The sequence below is a fragment of the Arthrobacter livingstonensis genome (assembly GCF_003219815.1).
Lineage (GTDB): Bacteria > Actinomycetota > Actinomycetes > Actinomycetales > Micrococcaceae > Specibacter > Specibacter livingstonensis.
On the sequence record NZ_QJVD01000011.1, the window covers coordinates 42,777 to 60,584 of the forward strand.

Consider the following 17,808-nt stretch of genomic DNA (forward strand, 5'->3'; position numbering starts at 1 on the left):
CACCTAGTTCGGCGCCTCCGCAGCAGACTTGATTGCGGAGAGTCGTTTGTCCCAGCCGTCGGCCAACTCCCGGAGCCAGTCCGCGGAGCGGTCCAGCTCATCGCGCCGGACAGAGTAGAGAACCTCCCTCCCCGAGCGTCGTGGCTCCAGCAGCCCGGCAGTCGACAGCACCCGCAGGTGGCGGTCCACCGCCTGGCGCGATACGGAAAGCGACGGCGCCAGCGACGATGCCGATGCCGCGCCTCCGCGCGCAAGCATCATGAGCAACTGCTGCCGGTGAGGGTCACCCAGTGCGGCGAACACCGGCGCCGTGGAGGTTGCTGTCATGACTGCAGTGCCCACTTTAAGGCCGCGTCCAGCTCAATCCGCCAACCCTCGGTGTTGCCCTCAACCTGCTGACGCCGCTCCTCATCGCTGACGCTCAGCAAGTCGAAGCCGCTCTCCGACACGCGCAAGGTCACGCCGGAATCGGCGCCGTCGATCCAGAATTCGACAAGGGTGGTGGCCGCGCCGTCAACGTCACCCAGCCAACGGAAGGCCGCATAGCGGGGCGCGTCCAGGGCGACGGTCTTGACTCGGAAGGTGCCGTGCACCGGGTGGGTGATGACGTTGACCTCGCTATCTGGATCGAAGGCCTGGTCCAGCACTTCGCCTTCGTTGATCCACCAGCCGGGGCGGCGGATGAGCTCCCACACCCTCTCCGCGCTGGCGGCGATGCTGATCTCGCGTTCAATCCGGTCCGTGCTTGTTTCCATGACAGTCTCCTAGGGTTTTTACCTGCAATCATAGTGTTGCACCTTCAAAGCCGAGGCGCAACAGATTGGTTGCAGGTTGCGGCGTGTTGGCAGGTCTGGACGGCAGTCGATTCGCGTCAAGTGGCTTCCATGTGTCCGACGTGATGTGAGTGTCTTGCTTGGCCGCGGTGGGCGGGCTTGTCGCCTGGTGGGTGTGCCGTGATGTCGTCAAGGTGGGGGGGCAGGGTGCGTTGTGGTCATTCTTTGGCGTTGCGGACACCCCTGGTGGTTGCGGGGGTGGATATTACCATTCGCGCACGGTGCACCAGGGGCGACTGACCCCGGCTACCCCCTGCACCCAAAAAGATCGCTGCCTGCTCGTTTTCCGGTCCGGATCCGGCACCAAGTGGCGGAGTGGATCCATGCCGGGCCCGAGGCATCACAGGAACATGGATGGCCCCCTCATGAAAATCACGGGCGTAGGCTCTTAGCCATGAAGGGAAACGCAGTGGTCATTGGTGGGGGAGTGGGAGGTCTGGCTGCGGCTAGGGCCCTTGCGCTCAAGGGGTGGGGCGTCGCCGTGCGCGAGCGGTCCCCGGCCCTGCCCGCAACCGGAACTGCCCTGGGCCTGTGGCCCGAAGCTCTCGCAGCGCTCGACGAATTGGGCGTGGGGGAGAAGGTCCGCAGCGCCAGCGCCCGTGTGGCTGACGCCGGCACGGCTGGCCTGCGCACGCCGGGAGGGCGCACCCTGGTCTCGATGAACGCCGGAGGAGGGCTGCACCTGATCTCCCGGCCGGCCCTGCTTGCCGTGCTGGCCGACGGCGTGGACCTTGACTTTGGCGACGAGGTGGCCGACCAGCGCGGACTGGCCGGCGTCGATCTCCTGGTCGGCGCCGACGGCACCAACAGCGCGACCCGGCGCATGGTCTTCGGGGAGCGGTACGGGGCACGCACCCTCGGGGCCGTGGTCTGGCGCGGGACGGTGGATGGAACAGTTGGCAGCTACGGCGAAACATGGGCGCCGGGGGCCATGTTCGGCATCACGCCGGCCGGCCCCGACTCGAGCAACTGGTACGCCTGCCTTGACGCCGGAGGGACGTTCAAGCCACCGCACCGACAGCACCTGCAGGACGTGTTTGGCTCGTGGCGGTCCGGCGTCGCCGAGGTGCTGGAACGGGTCGATGAAGCGTCGATCCTGCACCACGAATTGTTTGAAATCCCGCCGCTCCCGTCCTACGTCAACGGCAACACGGCGCTGGTGGGGGATGCCGCGCACTCCATGGCGCCGTTCCTGGGGCGCGGGGCCTGCGAAGCCTTGGTTGACGGTGCGGCATTGGGCCGCTGTCTCGGCGAAGCGGCCACCGTGGCCGAGGGGCTGGCGGCGTATGACCGCCTGCGGCGGGCGAAAACCCAGCGCATGGCGGCCATGTCCCGCCGGATGGGCCGGCTCGCCATGATGCGGCACGGCTTCGTGGCGCGGAATGTGGCGCTGGGGGCCGCCGGTGGAGTGCTGCGGCTGGGGGCGTCCCTGCGGCACCGCTAACCGTCCTTCTGTTGCTGAACCCTGGCTCTGTTACGGGCGGCTGCCGCGGAGTCCCGGGTGGACGTCCGCCGGCCTGCCGGGCTGGGCCGCCAGGCGTTGCAGGAGGGCGAGCAACTGGGCGCGTTCCGGGCCGTCCAGTACGCTGAGCAGCTCCGTCTCGTGCTCATCGGCGATGGATCGGGCAAGAGGCAACAGGCCGCGTGCGGACTCAGTGAGGTGGATGGCGTGCGCCCGCCGGTCCGTGGGGTGGCGCCGACGCTCGGCGAGACCGCGCTTCTCCAGATCGTCCACGAGACCAACCATGACGTTGCGGTGGATGCCCAGCGTGGTTCCGAGCTGCTGCTGGGTCAAGCCCTCATTCCTTGACAGCAGCTCCATCAGCCCATAGTGCTTCGGCGCGATGCCCAGCGGACCCAATCGCACTGCAAACCGCCCTGCGCTCCGGCTGCCAAGCTCCGAGAGCAGGAAGCCTGCCCGGCCGCTTAGGGTAGTGGCGTTGGCGGCGTCGGTGTCCTTGGTCATGAAAGCACTGTAGCAAACGATGATTGTCAAGAACTGTGATTGTCACTTAAGATGATTATATTCGCTTTGCTTGAGCGGCCGGATTGTGCCGGCGACGGAAGGGACTGCAATGAAGTTGACGGTCTTTGGCGCAAGTGGCGGCATTGGCGGGCACGTGGTGCACCAGGCGCTCGACGCCGGGCACCAGGTGAGCGCCGTGGTGCGGGACCCGGCCCGGCTGACACTCCGGCGACCCGGCCTGGAACTCGTCACAGTGCGCGGGCTGGATGACGTGCGGGCGGTGGCCGCCGCGCTTGCGGGCAGCGACGCGGCCTTGTCCGCCGTCGGGCCGCGGAAGCGGAAGGACGGTCCCGTGGCCTCCAGCGCCACCCGCGGGATTCTGCAGGGATTCGCGGTGTCCGGCGCCCGGCGGTTCGTGGCCGTCAGCGCGGCGCCGGTTGGAGCCGTTCCAGACGGGGACAGCTTCCTCAACCGCCGCATCCTGATGCCATTTATCGGATTGCTGCTGCATGACGTGTATGCCGACCTTTCCCTGATGGAAGAGGAGATCCGGCAAAGTTCCACCGACTGGACCGTGCTGCGGCCGCCGAAACTGGTCAACCGACCCCTGACCGGCAGGTACCGGACGGCGGTGGGCTCAAACGTGCCACGCGGCCTGTTCATTTCCCGGGCTGATGCGGCGCACGCCATGCTGGCCGCCCTTGCCAACGCCGCCACGGTTGGAGAGCCGCTGGGTATCGCCTACTGACCGTTCGATGCGAAGCTTTGGCTGCCGCCCATGTAGAGTTCCTGGTAGCCAAGACTCTTTTCTCAAAGTAGGTCGAGGTTAGGCCTGTACAGCGATTCGCCGTCTCTGTACAGGCTGTCCTATTTAACGAGTACCCTGTACCGACGCACCCCTGACATGACACCATGACGACATCAGACTGGCGTCATTACCTGTCTCCATACGTCAATGACCTCCGGCAGCAGCTTGCTGACGGCGGCGCTGACGCGGCGGGGAGCCGCCTCGGTTTGCTCAGCTGCCGCTGGGCCACCAGCCTTTACAACTGGAAAACGATGTGTCAAGGCGGGAAACATCCCGGCCGGCTTCCACCGGACCGATTCAGACCGGTCCGAAGCAGCCCGGGCCGTCCTCAGCCGGTCCAGGCGGAGCCGGCCCAGTAGCCCAAGGCTGCAGCGGCGACGCATACCAGCAACGTGCCAAATGCACTGCCAAGCGACGCGGCGTAACGGCGTTCGGCCAGCAGCCTGACGGTCTCGTAGCTGGCCGTGCTGAACGTCGTGTAGCCGCCGAGGAACCCTGCGCCGGCAATAAAGCTCCACTCCACGGGGAGCACGGAACCGGCAGTCAACGCCGTCAGGGCGCCCAGCGCAAGGGACCCGGAGACGTTGATGGCAAACGTGGCCCACGGAAAGACAGTTTTGAACCGGGTGCGGATGAGTCCGTCCACCACAAACCGGGCCGCGGCGCCCACACCGCCGGCCAGGGCCAGTGCTACGAAAACAAGCGGGCTCACCGGACGTCACCGGCGTTCGCGCCCGTGCTGTTGCTTCCGGGTGATGCCGCCGCACTGGTGTCGGTGCGCCTGGAGCCGGCGAGGATCCCGCACCAAGTGGCCAAGGCGCCGGCCAGCACCGTTCCAAACGCATACCCGGCAGCCCACCCCAGCCCGGGCGCGGCGGGACCACCGCCCCATCCGGCCAGCGCCACGGCCCCCACGGCCAAGGTGCTGTACGTGGTGAAGCCGCCGCAGAAACCCGTGCCCAGCAGCAGCCGCAGCCTCGGTCCGCGGGCCCGGCCCGGAATACTCCGGTTCAGTGCTTCGTAGAGCAATCCCAGCAGGAAGGCACCGGCCAGGTTCGCAATGACGATCGCCCAGGGAAGATGCCCGGCGTCGGGCACTGACAGGACCAGGCCCTCCCGCGCGGCAGCACCAAAAGTCCCGCCCAGCGCCACCAGGGCCAACGATTGCGGGCGCAGGAAGGGCCGCGGTGAAGACGCTGTCACTGGCGGCCGGCCTCCGGCTTTTGCCGGGAGGAATCGCCGTGGTGCGTTGGGACCACCAGCACCGGGCGGTGCTGGTGGCGGGCCAGGCGGGTGGCCACGGAATGATTGAAGAGTTCGTGCATGGTCGTGTGGGAATCCCCGTGGGTGCCCACCACGATCAACGAGGCGTCAATTGTGTTGGCGCAATGGGCCAGGGCTTCGGCGACGGCGCCGGCCAGCAACAGGGGACGCCAGCGGATGTGCAGCGGGGCCAGCTGCTGGTCCAAGGCCGCGGTGAGACCGGCCGGGAAGGACGCCTCGGCGCCGTCGTCAAAGTCCGGGTCTACGGAGGCCGAGAACACGGTGCCATTGCTCGCCTCCGAGACCACGTAGCGGCCCGGGTTGACGTAGGCACAGACCAGTTCATGGCCCAGGGCCGCGGCCAGGGTGCCGGCCTCGCGGACCACGGAGGGGGACTGGCCGGGGAACACGGCCGCCAGCATGGAGGCGGGGAGGGGCTGGTGCAGCTCCATCTATGCCCGCGGGGTGTCGGACGGTGGGGTTTCCGGCCTGCCGGAGACGCCGGAGGCGTCCACGGGCCCGGACGTCCCAAAGGGGTTGCGGCGGCTTGAACGGGCGGTTGCCCTGGCGGTTTTCTCCGCGGTGCGCGCGTCCCCGCGCGCCCGCTTCTCCGCTGCGCGGGCGGCGTCCCGGGCTGCGCCGGCCTTGGCCTCTTCGTTCTGGCGCACGAGCCTTTCCGCGGCCTTGATCTGCCGGATCTTCCGCCCCCGGCGCACCCAAGCGCGGCCAAGGACAATCACGGCCACCGCGCAAACCACGCCGGCCACCATGAAGATCTGGCCCCAGGTGCCGAACCAGTTGGCGCCCCCGGTGGTCCAGATGGAGCGTGCATCAGTGGCCGAGCCAGTGGTGCCGTACAGCACGGCCAATGTGAGCAGATTGGGGATGGTCAACAACACCGCGACCACCAGCAGGGCGATGCGCACGCCCTTGTTCAGCCGTTTGTGGTGCGACTGCCAGCCCACCAATACCGGAACAAATGAAAATACGAAGCCATAAAACATGCCAAGCGGAATGGCGTTGCCCAGCTTCCCGCCCGTCTGGTCCCTGATGGACGTGGCCCATGCCAGCGGCACCGTGACCGATGCGATGAAATACGCGATGACCAGCACGATGGCGGCCGCCGCACCAATGATGGTGCGCGCCAGCCATACCGGCATCTTCCTCCTGGCCGCCGCGGTGGCAGGGGTCCCGGTCGGGCGGGCCGCCTTGTCCGGCAGCGGGGCGGTTGATTCGCTCATATAAGAAATCATGTCACCCCATTGCGCCCCGTGTTAGAGCAAACACCGAAACGGGAGGAAAAATGGATCGAATCAACCTTCGACTTGTCAAGAACGCCTCGACACTAAAGACTGGACGTGGCCAAGGGAAGGAACACCGTTGGCCAAGCTTGGTCTTGTCTACAACATCTTGTCTACAACGTCTTGTTTACAACTTCACATTCCTCGCCTGCCGCGATGAACGTTTGAAAGGTGCGCCCCATGAGCAACATTCCCGCAGAACTGTCCTACACCGCCGAACACGAATGGGTTGGTGCCCCGAACGCGGACGGCGTGGTCCGGGTTGGCATCACCGACTTCGCGCAGGACGCCCTGGGCGATGTGGTCTACGTCCAGATGCCCGACGCCGGAACGGCTGTCACCGCGGACACCGTCGTCGGCGAGGTGGAGTCCACCAAGAGCGTCAGCGACATCTACGCACCGCTGACCGGCACCGTCACGGCACGAAATGACGCCCTGGACGCCGATCCGTCGCTGATCAACTCGGATCCCTACGGCGCGGGCTGGCTCATGGAAATCACGCTGGCCGACGCCACCACGCACGCATCCCTGCTCAGCGCAGCCGCGTATCAGGAAAAGGTAGGCTAGAGGTTAGGAACGCCTGCAGGCCCGTGCCGGTACCCCAGTGGATTTCCAGCCGGGCGGCTTATGTTCTTTTTATGCACAGTCTTTGTCTACGAAATTAAAGGAGGAGTACCAATGGTTGACACGGGTAACGACGCCGGAGTGAATGGTCAGGCGGATTCCCAGGATCAGCCGGGTGCTTCAGACACCACGTCCATTCAGCTGCCTCCGGTCCAACGCGGTCCCGTCCAGACGCCGGCCCTGGCACTTGACGAGCAAAACGCGGTGAACTCGCTGCCGGCAGGTTCGGCACTGTTAATTGCCCACGCAGGTCCCAACGCCGGGGCGCGCTTCCTGCTGGACAGTGCGGTGACGACCGTGGGACGGCACCCGGATGCAGACATCTTCCTCGACGATGTGACTGTATCCCGCAGGCACGTGCAGTTCTTCAAGGTTGACGGCGGATTTGAAGTCACCGACTCCGGCAGCCTGAACGGTACGTATGTGAACGGCGACCGCGTGGATTCCGTGCTGTTGCGCACCGGCAACGAGGTGCAGATCGGCAAGTTCCGCCTGACGTACTACTTCAGTACCGCAGACGCCGCCACGAATTCCTGAGGGCCACGTGGCGAGTATGAACCATGGCGCCGGCAGGCGGCTGGTGGACGTGCAGTCCAGCAGCCGCCGGCCCGGCGCTGCCGTCATTTTCAACATCGGCGAGGTCCTGGCCCAGCTGACGGACGACTTCCCCTCGGTAACGGCGTCGAAGATTCGGTTTTACGAGGAAAAGGGGCTGATCGCCCCGCAACGGACACCGGCCGGCTACCGCCAGTTCCGTGAGGCGGACGTGGAACGGCTGCGCTTCGTGCTGGCACTCCAGCGCGACCACTACCTGCCGCTGAAGGTGATCCGGGAGTACCTGGACGCCATAGACCAGGGGGAGGCGCCGAAGAACCTTCCCCCGGGTGTGTCCATCGCGCCCCGGATGGTTTCGGACGAACTCGCCGTCGAACTCAAGGGCCGGTCGCGCAGGCTCACTGCGGAGCAGCTTCGGGCCGAATGCGGGGCCAGCGCCGAGCTGCTCGATGCCATGGTCAGCTACGGCTTGGTGGAGATGCATGGTGGCAGCTTTGACGACCATGCCCTGCGCGTTGCCAAGGCCTGCACCGACCTGGCGGCGCACGGCCTGGAACCGCGCCATCTGCGTCCCTTCCAGGCGGCGGCGGACCGTGAGTTTGGCCTGGTGGAACGCGCTGTGGCACCGCTGTCATCCCGCCGGGACAGTACCTCCGCAGCGCGTGCAGCGGAGGCCGCGAGGGAGATTGCCGAACTCTGCCTGAGCCTGCACAGCGCGCTGGTGCAATCGAAGATCTCTTCCATGGAGGCCCCGTGATCGAGGTTGAGATCGTCGGCGTCCGCATTGAAATGCCGTCCAACCAGCCGCTGGTCCTCTTGAAGGAACGGCTGGGCGAACGTCACATTCCCATTTGGATCGGGGCTTCGGAAGCCACGGCCATCGCCCTGGCCGAACAGGGCGTGGTGCCGCCGCGGCCGCTCACCCACGACCTCTTGTGTGCCGTGGTGGCCGCACTGGGCCACCGGATAGTGCGCGTGAACCTGACCAAGGTCCAAGACGGTGTGTTTTACGCGGAGCTGCTGTTTGACGACGGGACCACCGTCGGCTCTCGGGCTTCGGATGCGATCGCCGTGGCACAGCGTGCCGGCTGCTCCATCTGGGCGTCCGAGCCGCTGGTCGAGGAAGCCGGAGTGCTCATTGCCGACCACGACGAGCACGATTCCTCCGAAACCGTGGATGACGACGCCGAGGCCAAGGAGCGCGAAGTGCGCCAGTTCCGCGAGTTCCTCAACGACGTGGAACCCGAGGATTTCGACAAATAGCCATGGTCCTGGCTGTGCCGCGCGGCATATTGCCGAGGGTGCCTAACGTTAAACCTGAGGCTGAAACTTTCGACACGGCAAAATTGTTTTGTTGACGTCTTTGACCTTGGTCCCGCGCCGTTCTAACGTCGAAGTAATTAGTTCCCCATTGCAAGCTGTGGCTGGTGCAGTCACACTGGAGGTCAGGGCCCCTGAGCCCTTACCAATCGTGTTGCGCCCGCCCATTGGCCGGCTATCCGTTCAGGGGACCGCGAACAGGAGGATCCACGTGAGTCCGAAGAGTGACGCCGGCGAGCTCAACGCCGTTGCGGTCCCCGGCACCGCCCTCAGGGCAGGTGCGCAGGGGCTGCTTTTCACCGAGGATCTGCCGGTTCTGGACGAGGATGCCGGCTATCGTGGACCCATTGCGTGCAAGGCGGCCGGAATCACCTACCGCCAGCTGGACTACTGGGCCCGTACCGGCCTGGTGGAGCCCGCGGTACGCGGAGCAGCCGGTTCCGGTTCGCAGCGCTTGTACGGCTTCCGCGACATCCTGGTCCTGAAGGTTGTCAAGCGCCTGCTGGACACGGGTGTTTCCCTGCAGCAGATTCGTTCGGCTGTTGACCACCTGCGCGAGCGCGGGGTGGAGGACCTGGCGCAGATCACGCTTATGAGCGACGGAGCCTCCGTCTATGAATGCACCTCTGCCGACGAGGTTATCGACCTGGTCCAGGGCGGCCAAGGCGTGTTCGGCATTGCCGTGGGGCGTGTGTGGCGCGAGGTTGAAGGCAGCCTCGCTGCGCTTCCCAGCGAGCACGCTCCCGTCCAGTCCTTTCCCGGCGACGAGCTCAGCAAGCGCCGCGCGGAGCGAAAGATCTCCTAAGAAGCTGCTGCGCCTGTGGCGGTTTCCGGCACCACATTGCGCGGCGCACCGCCGAGGGCAAGGGCATCAAGGAGATCCGCCGCTGCCTCAAACGTTTCATCGCCAGGCAACTCTTCAGAAAACTTCAAACCCTCTTGACTTGAACCATAGAAGGGTCATCCACGTATCACGGTTGACGGGTGGCTGCCGTTCTCGGGCGGACGCGGGGTCGTCGGGCGTACGCGGTTCTCCAGCGGGCGGGGAGCTCTTGGGCGGTGCGCCGTTTTCGAGTGATATGTGGCGCGCGGGCCCTTTGTGACACCGGAGTCTTGACGTCTTGTCGGAAGTTGGCATCAAGCATCACGTTTCGACTGGTGTTAGCTCCCGAAAAGGCGTTGTAACCCCAGTACCAACGGCGACCCCCAGTTCTATCGTCATGGTCGCAGCATGGCGCCCGGCGGCGAGTCTGCCCGCGCGGCTGGGAGGCCGGAGCGGCCACCGACCGTCACATGTTGATTGGAAGTTTCGGAATGCGGTGGCGAAAAGCGGGAACGGGCGCATTATTCGTCGCAGCCCGCCGGCGGCAAACGGCAACCCGCTAACCTCAGCTCGCCAACAGCAACAGCAACCGCAACCCGCTAACCGCAGCGCGCCAAACCTCGGGAGTCAGCCGCGGTGGAGGCGGCTTCTCGTGGCGCCCTGGGTCAGTACGGAATCGAGCAGCTTGTCAAAGAGGGCCGAGGAGTTCCTGGCGGAATCGCCTGGCCACTGGTGGATGGGGTGCGCGGCACCCTGGATCTGCTGCCAGTTGGCCTGTTCGGGAATGGTGGGGGAGAGCAGCAGCTCGCCAAACATGGTCTTCATCTCCCCGAGCCGGTACGTGTGCTCGTTGGAGCCGCTGCGGACCCGGTTGGCCACAATGCCGGCCGGCACCAGTGCCGGGGCAAACTCGGTGCGGAACAATTCGATGGCGCGCAGCGTGCGTTGCGTGCCGGCCACGGAAAACAGCCCGGGCTCGGCCACCAGCAGCACGCGGCTGCTGGCCGTCCACGCCATGCGGGTCAGCCCGTTCAGCGACGGCGGGCAGTCAATGAGCACCAGCTGGTACGGCGCCTTCCCGTCGCGGTCGGCGTTGGCCAGGATGGTGGCCAGCCGGCGCAGGTCACGGCGGCCCAGATCGGGGCGGTCATAGATGCCGCTGAACGCGGAGCCCATGGCGACGTCCAGCACGGGCAACGGCGCGCCGTCGTGCTTATGTGCCGCGAGCCAGCCGGACGGAACCACATTGGCGGCGAGGTCGGCCTTGCGGGAGCCCTTGATCATGCGGCCGATGTCCAGCTGCCCGGACGGGTGGACACCCAGGCCGGTGGTGGCGTCCGCATGGGGATCAAGGTCAATCACGAGGGTGGGGATGCCTGCGGCCAGTGCTGCCGAAGCCAGGCCGAGTGTGACCGACGTCTTGCCGACGCCGCCCTTGAGGCTGCTGATGCTCACTACTTGCACGGATGAACCATTACCTTTGCGTCGCGTTTTGAATCATGGGCTGTTTGCGTGTGCCGGGCCATGTCCGGGTGACACATACAATAGCTGTGGAACGTTCGCGACTTGGAGAACCCATTGACAAACACCCCAGACAGCATGGCCGGCAGCCAGCACCCAAACAGCTTTGTGTCTGCCCTTTTCAGTGACCGGCACATTGGGGTTGGTGCACAGCCCCACGTTCATCATATGTTGAGCACGCTTGGATTTGCTTCTTTGGAGGAGCTTTCGGCGGCTGCGTTGCCCGAATCGATTTATACAACGGAGCCCCTGAGCCTGCAGGCGGCGGTGTCTGAGGAGGCCATGCTGGCCGAATTAAAGGCACTTGCCGCTAAGAACACGGTCAACAAATCCTTCATCGGGCAGGGCTACTACGGCACGCACACCCCGGGTGTCATCCAGCGCAACGTCCTGGAAAGCCCCGCCTGGTACACCGCCTACACGCCGTACCAGCCGGAAATTTCCCAGGGCCGCCTCGAGGCGCTGCTGAACTTCCAGACAGTGGTCGCGGACCTGACCGGCATGGTCACCGCCAACGCCTCCATGCTCGACGAAGGCACCGCCGCCGCCGAGGCCGTGGCCCTGATGCGTCGCAGCAACCGCACGGCCGCGCCCGACGCCGTTATCCTGGTCGACGCCGACGTCTTCCCCCAGACGCTGGCCGTCATCAACACCCGCGCCAAGGCCATGGGCATCCCCGTCCTGGTCCACGACTTTGCGGACGACGGCGCCCTGCCGGACGTTGAGTTTTTTGGCCTCCTCCTGCAATACCCGGGCGACTCCGGCCTGGTCCGAGACCTTGCCCCGGTCATTGCCGCCGCCAAGGAACGCAAGGCAGTGGTGGCTGTTGCCGCCGACCTGCTGGCCCTGACACTGCTGGAATCACCCGGCGCCCTGGGGGCCGACCTGGCCGTGGGCACCTCCCAGCGATTCGGCGTGCCCATGGGCTTTGGTGGCCCGCACGCCGGCTACATGGCCGTGCGCCAGGGGCTGGAGCGTTCGCTGCCCGGTCGCCTGGTGGGCGTGTCCAAGGACGCCGCCGGCAACCAGGCCTACCGCCTGGCCCTGCAGACCCGGGAGCAGCACATCCGCCGCGAAAAGGCCACGTCCAACATCTGCACCGCCCAGGTGCTGCTGGCCGTCATGGCCGGCATGTACGCCGTCTACCACGGCCCCGAGGGACTGCGAAAGATCGCCACCCGCGTCCACGCACTGACACTGGCCGTCGCGGACGCCGCAACGGCCGCCGGACATGCCGTGGTCCACGGGAACTTCTTCGACACCGTGAAGATCCGCATTGCCGCCGGCAGCGGCCACTCAGCGGCTGAACTGGTCGCCGCCGCCCACACTGCCGGCTACCTGCTGCGCCAGATCGACCACGGACACCTGCAAATCGCCGTGGACGAGACCACCACCGAAGCCGACGTGGCGGCGCTGGCCGGGCTGCTCGCCGGCCGGGCCCCCTCGGGTGGGAACAGCGCACGGGCCACGGACCTGCCCGCGGATGCGTCCGGCGTCGACCTTCCCACACCCGCACGCGCCACGGAGTACATGGCCAACGCGGTGTTCCACACGCACAACTCGGAAACCCAGATGCTGCGCTACCTGCGCAGGCTCTCAGACGCCGACTATGCGCTGGACCGCGGCATGATCCCGCTGGGCTCGTGCACCATGAAGCTGAACGCCACCGCCGAGATGGCCGCGATCACGTGGCCCGAGTTCTCCGAGCTGCACCCGTTTGCCCCCGCCTCGGACACCGTGGGCATGGTGGAGATGGCCACGCAGCTCGAGGAATGGCTGGCCGAAATCACCGGCTACGACGCCGTGTCCGTCCAGCCCAATGCCGGTTCGCAGGGCGAATTTGCCGGGCTCATGGCCATCCGTGCCTTCCATGTGGAAAACGGCAACCCGGATCGCGACGTGGTGCTGATCCCCACCTCCGCCCACGGAACCAACGCAGCCTCCGCCGTCATGGCCGGGCTCAAGGTGGTCCCAGTCGCCACGGACGGCTTCGGCAACATCGACATCGACGACCTCAAGCGTCGGATCAGCGTCCACGAACACCGCTTGGCGGCCATCATGGTCACCTACCCGTCCACGCACGGCGTGTTTGAGACCTCCATCAGCACCATCTGCGCCATGGTGCACGACGCCGGCGGGCAGGTTTACGTTGACGGCGCCAACCTCAACGCCCTCGTCGGGCTGGCGCGGCCGGGGAAGTTCGGTGCCGACGTCTCCCACCTGAACCTGCACAAGACGTTCTGCATTCCGCACGGCGGCGGCGGACCCGGCGTGGGACCCGTCGCCGTCGGCGCGCACCTGGCCAAGCACCTGCCGGCGCGCGAACTGGGCCTTGACTCCTCCGTGGGCCTGGTGTCCAGCGCACCGTACGGCTCGGCGTCGATCCTGCCGATCTCCTGGGCCTACATCCGCATGATGGGCCCGGACGGCCTGCGCCTGGCGACCCAGACAGCCATCCTGTCCGCCAACTACATTGCCCGCCGGCTCAGCGAACACTACCCGGTGCTTTATACGGGGGCCCACGACCTCGTGGCCCACGAGTGCATCCTGGACCTGCGCGGGATTAGCGCCGACTCCGGCGTAAGTGTGGATGACGTGGCCAAACGCCTCATCGACTACGGCTTCCACGCCCCCACCATGTCGTTCCCGGTGGCCGGCACCTTGATGGTGGAGCCCACGGAATCCGAGGACCTGGGGGAACTTGACAGGTTCATTGACGCCATGATCGCCATTCGCAAGGAAATCTCCGCCGTGCAGGATGGGCTGTGGCCGGCGGAGGACAACCCGCTGGCCAACGCCCCGCACACGGCGCAGAGCCTGACCCGGGAATGGGACCACCCGTATAGCAGGGAGGAGGCAGTGTTCCCCGCAGGCGTGGATCCGCGCGCCAAGTACTGGCCGGTGGTGCGCCGCGTTGACCAGGCCTACGGCGACCGGCACCTGGTGTGCTCCTGCCCGTCCATTGAGGAACTGGCGGAGGTGTTCTAGTCCCCAGCCCCTCCCCAATTGCGGGTCGCAAGCGACCCGCAATTGGGGCCCCTCGGGGCTGTGGGCCCAACGCTTCTGGTTTCGGCCTTGGGCGCGTGGGCCCACCACCCCGGCGACGTTTTTGTTACGGCCGCGAGCCGTGATTTGCGACACAGCATTTGGAGGTCCGCCTGCGGCCGGGTGAAACTTACACCACTTTAGTTTTTTCTACAGCAACGATTCAGTGGCACTACCGTGCAGTGCATTGACTGGACCGTGCAAACCACATTTCCTGAACCATTATTTCCAGCGGCCCGCCAGCTGCCACAGCGGCCGGCGGCCGCCAAACCAGCGTTCACACAGGAGTGACATGTTTTCCAAGATTCTGGTTGCCAACCGTGGCGAAATTGCCATCCGTGCCTTCCGTGCCAGCTATGAGCTCGGCGCCAAGACGGTTGCCGTTTTCCCTTATGAGGACCGCACCTCCATCCACCGCCAGAAAGCCGACGAGGCTTACCTGATCGGTGAGGAAGGGCATCCCGTCCGCGCCTACCTGGACGTGGCGGAGGTGATCCGCGTCGCCAAGGAAGCCGGTGCGGACGCCATCTACCCCGGCTACGGGTTCCTTTCCGAGAACCCCGAACTGGCGGCGGCCGCCGCTGCCGAAGGCATCACCTTCGTGGGCCCGCCCGCCGCGGTGCTGGAAATGACCGGCAACAAGTTCCTGGCGCTCAAGGCAGCCCGCGAGGCTGGCATTCCGGTGCTGAAGTCCAGCGAGCCCAGCTCCGACCCGGACACGCTGATCGCCGCGGCGGACGAGATCGGGTTCCCGATCTTCGCCAAGGCCGTTGCCGGCGGCGGTGGGCGCGGCCTGCGCCGCGTGGACACCCGCGAGGAACTTCCCGAGGCCCTCAACGCAGCCATGCGCGAAGCCGACGCCGCCTTCGGGGACCCCACAATGTTCCTGGAACAGGCCGTGCTTCGCCCCCGCCACATCGAGGTGCAAATCCTGGCCGATGCCGAAGGTAACGTCATCCACCTCTTTGAACGCGACTGCTCCCTCCAGCGCCGCCACCAGAAGGTGGTGGAGATCGCCCCGGCCCCGAACCTGGATGAGAACATCCGCAGGGCGCTGCACGCCGACGCCGTGAAATTCGCCAAGGCCATGGGCTACGTCAACGCTGGAACCGTCGAGTTCCTGGTGGACACCGTGGGAGAGCGGGCGGGCCAGCACGTCTTCATCGAAATGAACCCGCGCATCCAGGTGGAACACACTGTCACTGAGGAAATCACCGACGTGGACCTGGTCCAGGCACAGCTGCGGATAGCATCCGGTGAGACTCTCGCTGACCTGGGCCTGAGCCAGGACACCGTGCACGTCAAGGGTGCCGCCCTGCAGTGCCGCATCACCACCGAAGATCCCGCCAACGGCTTCCGCCCCGACGTCGGAAAGATCACCACGTACCGTTCCGCCGGCGGCGCCGGCATCAGGCTTGACGGCGGCACCATCTACGCGGGCGCCGAAATCAGCCCGCACTTTGACTCCATGCTGGTCAAGCTCACCTGCCGCGGACGCGACTACAAGACGGCCGTCTCCCGTGCCCGCCGCGCCCTGGCCGAGTTCCGCATCCGCGGGGTGTCCACCAACATCGCGTTTCTGCAGGCGGTGCTCGAGGACCCGGCCTTCAACGCCGGCGACGTCGCCACCTCCTTCATCGACGAACGCCCGGAACTGCTGCACGCCCGCGTTTCCTCCGACCGCGGCACCAAGCTGCTGTCCTGGCTGGCGGACGTCACTGTCAACAAGCCGCACGGCGAGCTGCTGGTCCATGATGACCCGGCCCGCAAGCTGCCGGATGTGGACGTGGAAAAAGCCCCGGCCGGATCCCGCCAGCAACTGGCCGAACTGGGCCCCGAGGGCTTTGCCGCAGCCCTGCGCGCCCAAACCGCCGTCGCTGTCACCGACACCACCTTCCGCGACGCCCACCAGTCCCTGCTGGCGACCCGCGTACGGACCAGGGACCTGGTTGCCGCCGGAGCGGCCGTGTCCGTGTTGACCCCGCAGCTGCTCTCTGTGGAGGCCTGGGGCGGTGCCACCTATGACGTCGCCCTGCGGTTCCTGGGCGAGGATCCCTGGCAGCGCCTCGCCAAACTGCGCGAGGCACTGCCCAACATCTGCCTGCAGATGTTGCTGCGTGGGCGCAACACCGTGGGCTACACGCCCTACCCGGCGGAGGTCACGGACGCGTTTGTGCGCGAAGCCGCCGCCAGCGGCATTGACATCTTCCGGATCTTTGACGCCCTGAACGACGTGGACCAGATGGAGCCTGCCATCAAGGCCGTCCGCGCCACGGGGACTGCAGTCGCGGAGGTGGCGCTGTGCTACACCGGCGACCTTCTGGACCCGGCCGAAACCATCTACACGCTGGACTACTACCTGGCCTTGGCGGACCGCATTGTGGCTGCCGGCGCCCACATCCTGGCCATCAAGGACATGGCCGGGGTGCTGCGCCCTGCCGCCGCGGCCAAGCTCGTCACGGCCCTGCGCGACCGTTTTGACCTGCCCGTGCACCTGCACACCCACGACACGGCCGGGGGCCAGCTCGCCACCCTGATGGCGGCCGCCAATGCCGGGGTCGACGCCGTCGACGTCGCCTCCGCTTCCCTGGCCGGCACCACCAGCCAGCCCTCGGCCTCGGCCCTGGTTGCCGCTCTGGCGCACACCGAGCGCGACACCGGCATCGACCTGGCCGCGATCAGCTCGCTGGAGCCCTACTGGGAAGCAGTGCGCCGCGTGTATGCCCCGTTTGAATCCGGTCTGGCGGGCCCCACCGGCCGCGTGTACCAGCACGAGATTCCCGGCGGTCAGCTCTCCAACCTGCGCCAGCAGGCCATCGCACTGGGACTGGGCGAGCGCTTCGAGGAAATCGAGGACATGTACACGGCCGCGGACAAGATCCTGGGGCACCTGGTGAAGGTCACGCCGTCGTCCAAGGTGGTGGGCGATTTGGCCCTGCACCTGGTGGGCATCAAGGCGGACCCCGCCGACTTCGAGGAAAACCCGCAGAACTACGACATCCCGGACTCCGTGGTGGGCTTCCTTGGTGGGGAACTGGGCACCCCTCCCGGCGGGTGGCCGGAGCCGTTCCGCACCAAGGCACTGCAGGGGCGCACCGTCGTCGAACGCATGGGCACGCTGAGCCCGCAGGACAGCGAAGAGCTCGCAGGAGACAGCGAATCCCGGCGTGCGGCCCTGAACCGGCTGCTGTTCGCCGGCCCCGCCAAGGATTTCGCCACGGTGCGCGAAACGTACGGGGACATCTCGGTGCTGGACACGCGTGACTACCTGTACGGACTTCAGCGCGGCCAGGAGCACGTCATGCCGCTGGGCAAGGGAGTGCGCCTGATCGTCTCCCTGGAAACCGTCTCCGAAGCGGACGAAAGGGGCATGCGCACCGTCACGTGCAAGCTCAATGGCCAAAGCCGACCGGTGGTGGTGCGCGACCGCAGCGTAGAAAGCACTGTCAAGGCCGCGGAAAAGGCGGACGAAGGCGTGGCCGGTCATGTCGCCGCACCGTTTGCCGGTGCTGTCAGCCTCAAGGTTGCCGTGGGCGATGTCGTGGAGGCCGGGGCCACCGTCGCTACCATTGAGGCCATGAAGATGGAGGCCTCCATCACGACGCCGGTGGGCGGCACCGTTTCCCGGCTCGCCGTGGGCGGCGTGGCACAGGTACAGGGCGGGGACCTGCTGGTGGTGATCGAGGGCTAGGGCACAGGTCCTTTTTGACCGGGTTCTTCCCTTCGCCGCCGGTGGCGGCACCACAGCG

17 protein-coding genes are annotated in these 17,808 nt (G+C 66.4%); 9 read left to right on the forward strand and 8 right to left on the reverse strand.

Going from position 1 to position 17,808, the window contains the following annotated elements; genetic code table 11:
• Positions 1-3: 3 nt before the first annotated feature.
• Positions 4-327 (reverse strand): ArsR/SmtB family transcription factor, encoded by a 324-nt coding sequence (locus tag CVV68_RS11555; RefSeq protein WP_110501156.1) that lies wholly within the window; start codon positions 325-327, stop codon positions 4-6.
• On the reverse strand, positions 324-755 hold the full coding sequence (locus tag CVV68_RS11560; protein WP_110501157.1) for an SRPBCC family protein: 432 nt from the start codon (positions 753-755) through the stop codon (positions 324-326). The genes CVV68_RS11555 and CVV68_RS11560 overlap by 4 nt, the downstream gene beginning before the upstream one ends.
• 472 nt (positions 756-1,227) lie before the next feature.
• On the opposite strand from CVV68_RS11560, the gene CVV68_RS11565 reads away from it, so the two are divergent.
• On the forward strand, positions 1,228-2,277 hold the full coding sequence (locus CVV68_RS11565; protein ID WP_110501158.1) for an FAD-dependent monooxygenase: 1,050 nt from the start codon (positions 1,228-1,230) through the stop codon (positions 2,275-2,277).
• A gap of 30 nt (positions 2,278-2,307) precedes the next feature.
• On the opposite strand, the gene CVV68_RS11570 is transcribed toward CVV68_RS11565, so the two are convergent.
• Entirely contained in the window at positions 2,308-2,799 is a 492-nt protein-coding gene (locus tag CVV68_RS11570; protein ID WP_110501159.1) for a MarR family winged helix-turn-helix transcriptional regulator, read from the reverse strand.
• Between the two features lie 109 nt (positions 2,800-2,908).
• Here CVV68_RS11570 and CVV68_RS11575 point away from each other — a divergent pair, with 109 nt between their 5' ends.
• On the forward strand, positions 2,909-3,547 hold the full coding sequence (locus CVV68_RS11575) for an NAD(P)-dependent oxidoreductase (RefSeq protein ID WP_110501160.1): 639 nt from the start codon (positions 2,909-2,911) through the stop codon (positions 3,545-3,547).
• A gap of 388 nt (positions 3,548-3,935) precedes the next feature.
• Here the strand turns inward: CVV68_RS11575 and crcB are convergent, their stop codons facing one another.
• From crcB to CVV68_RS11595, 4 genes are read right to left on the reverse strand one after another with little or no spacing between them, the layout of a single operon-like run.
• On the reverse strand, positions 3,936-4,319 hold the full coding sequence (gene crcB / locus CVV68_RS11580) for a fluoride efflux transporter CrcB (protein WP_110501161.1): 384 nt from the start codon (positions 4,317-4,319) through the stop codon (positions 3,936-3,938).
• Complete coding sequence (locus CVV68_RS11585; RefSeq protein ID WP_211320806.1) at positions 4,316-4,810, reverse strand: fluoride efflux transporter FluC; 495 nt, start codon at positions 4,808-4,810, stop codon at positions 4,316-4,318. Before CVV68_RS11585 ends, crcB begins: the two co-directional genes overlap by 4 nt.
• Positions 4,807-5,322, reverse strand: coding sequence for a universal stress protein (locus CVV68_RS11590; protein WP_110501162.1), 516 nt, complete (start codon positions 5,320-5,322; stop codon positions 4,807-4,809). The genes CVV68_RS11585 and CVV68_RS11590 overlap by 4 nt, the downstream gene beginning before the upstream one ends.
• On the reverse strand, positions 5,323-6,111 hold the full coding sequence (locus tag CVV68_RS11595; RefSeq protein WP_110501163.1) for a hypothetical protein: 789 nt from the start codon (positions 6,109-6,111) through the stop codon (positions 5,323-5,325).
• A gap of 240 nt (positions 6,112-6,351) precedes the next feature.
• Between CVV68_RS11595 and gcvH the strand changes: the two genes are divergently transcribed.
• From gcvH to CVV68_RS11620, 5 genes are all read left to right on the forward strand, one after another.
• Positions 6,352-6,738, forward strand: coding sequence for a glycine cleavage system protein GcvH (gcvH, locus tag CVV68_RS11600; protein WP_110501164.1), 387 nt, complete (start codon positions 6,352-6,354; stop codon positions 6,736-6,738).
• 111 nt (positions 6,739-6,849) lie between these two features.
• Positions 6,850-7,332 (forward strand): FHA domain-containing protein, encoded by a 483-nt coding sequence (locus CVV68_RS11605; RefSeq protein ID WP_110501165.1) that lies wholly within the window; start codon positions 6,850-6,852, stop codon positions 7,330-7,332.
• A 16-nt stretch (positions 7,333-7,348) separates the two neighbouring features.
• Positions 7,349-8,107 carry a transcriptional regulator FtsR gene (gene ftsR, locus CVV68_RS11610; RefSeq protein WP_110501166.1) on the forward strand — a complete coding sequence of 253 codons (759 nt, stop codon included), beginning with the start codon at positions 7,349-7,351 and terminating at the stop codon, positions 8,105-8,107.
• Positions 8,104-8,613: a bifunctional nuclease family protein gene (locus CVV68_RS11615; RefSeq protein WP_110501167.1), complete on the forward strand. Its 510-nt coding sequence runs from the start codon at positions 8,104-8,106 to the stop codon at positions 8,611-8,613. The genes ftsR and CVV68_RS11615 overlap by 4 nt, the downstream gene beginning before the upstream one ends.
• 268 nt (positions 8,614-8,881) lie before the next feature.
• The gene (locus tag CVV68_RS11620) at positions 8,882-9,475 is read left to right on the forward strand and encodes a MerR family transcriptional regulator (RefSeq protein WP_110501168.1); all 594 of its coding nucleotides are present in this window, start codon (positions 8,882-8,884) and stop codon (positions 9,473-9,475) included.
• A 645-nt stretch (positions 9,476-10,120) separates the two neighbouring features.
• Here the strand turns inward: CVV68_RS11620 and CVV68_RS11625 are convergent.
• Complete coding sequence (locus CVV68_RS11625; protein ID WP_110501169.1) at positions 10,121-10,957, reverse strand: ParA family protein; 837 nt, start codon at positions 10,955-10,957, stop codon at positions 10,121-10,123.
• A gap of 135 nt (positions 10,958-11,092) precedes the next feature.
• Here CVV68_RS11625 and gcvP point away from each other — a divergent pair, with 135 nt between their 5' ends.
• Positions 11,093-14,002: an aminomethyl-transferring glycine dehydrogenase gene (gene gcvP / locus CVV68_RS11630; protein WP_110501170.1), complete on the forward strand. Its 2,910-nt coding sequence runs from the start codon at positions 11,093-11,095 to the stop codon at positions 14,000-14,002.
• Between the two features lie 349 nt (positions 14,003-14,351).
• Complete coding sequence (locus CVV68_RS11635) at positions 14,352-17,750, forward strand: pyruvate carboxylase (protein ID WP_110501171.1); 3,399 nt, start codon at positions 14,352-14,354, stop codon at positions 17,748-17,750.
• The last annotated feature ends 58 nt before the right edge of the window (positions 17,751-17,808 follow it).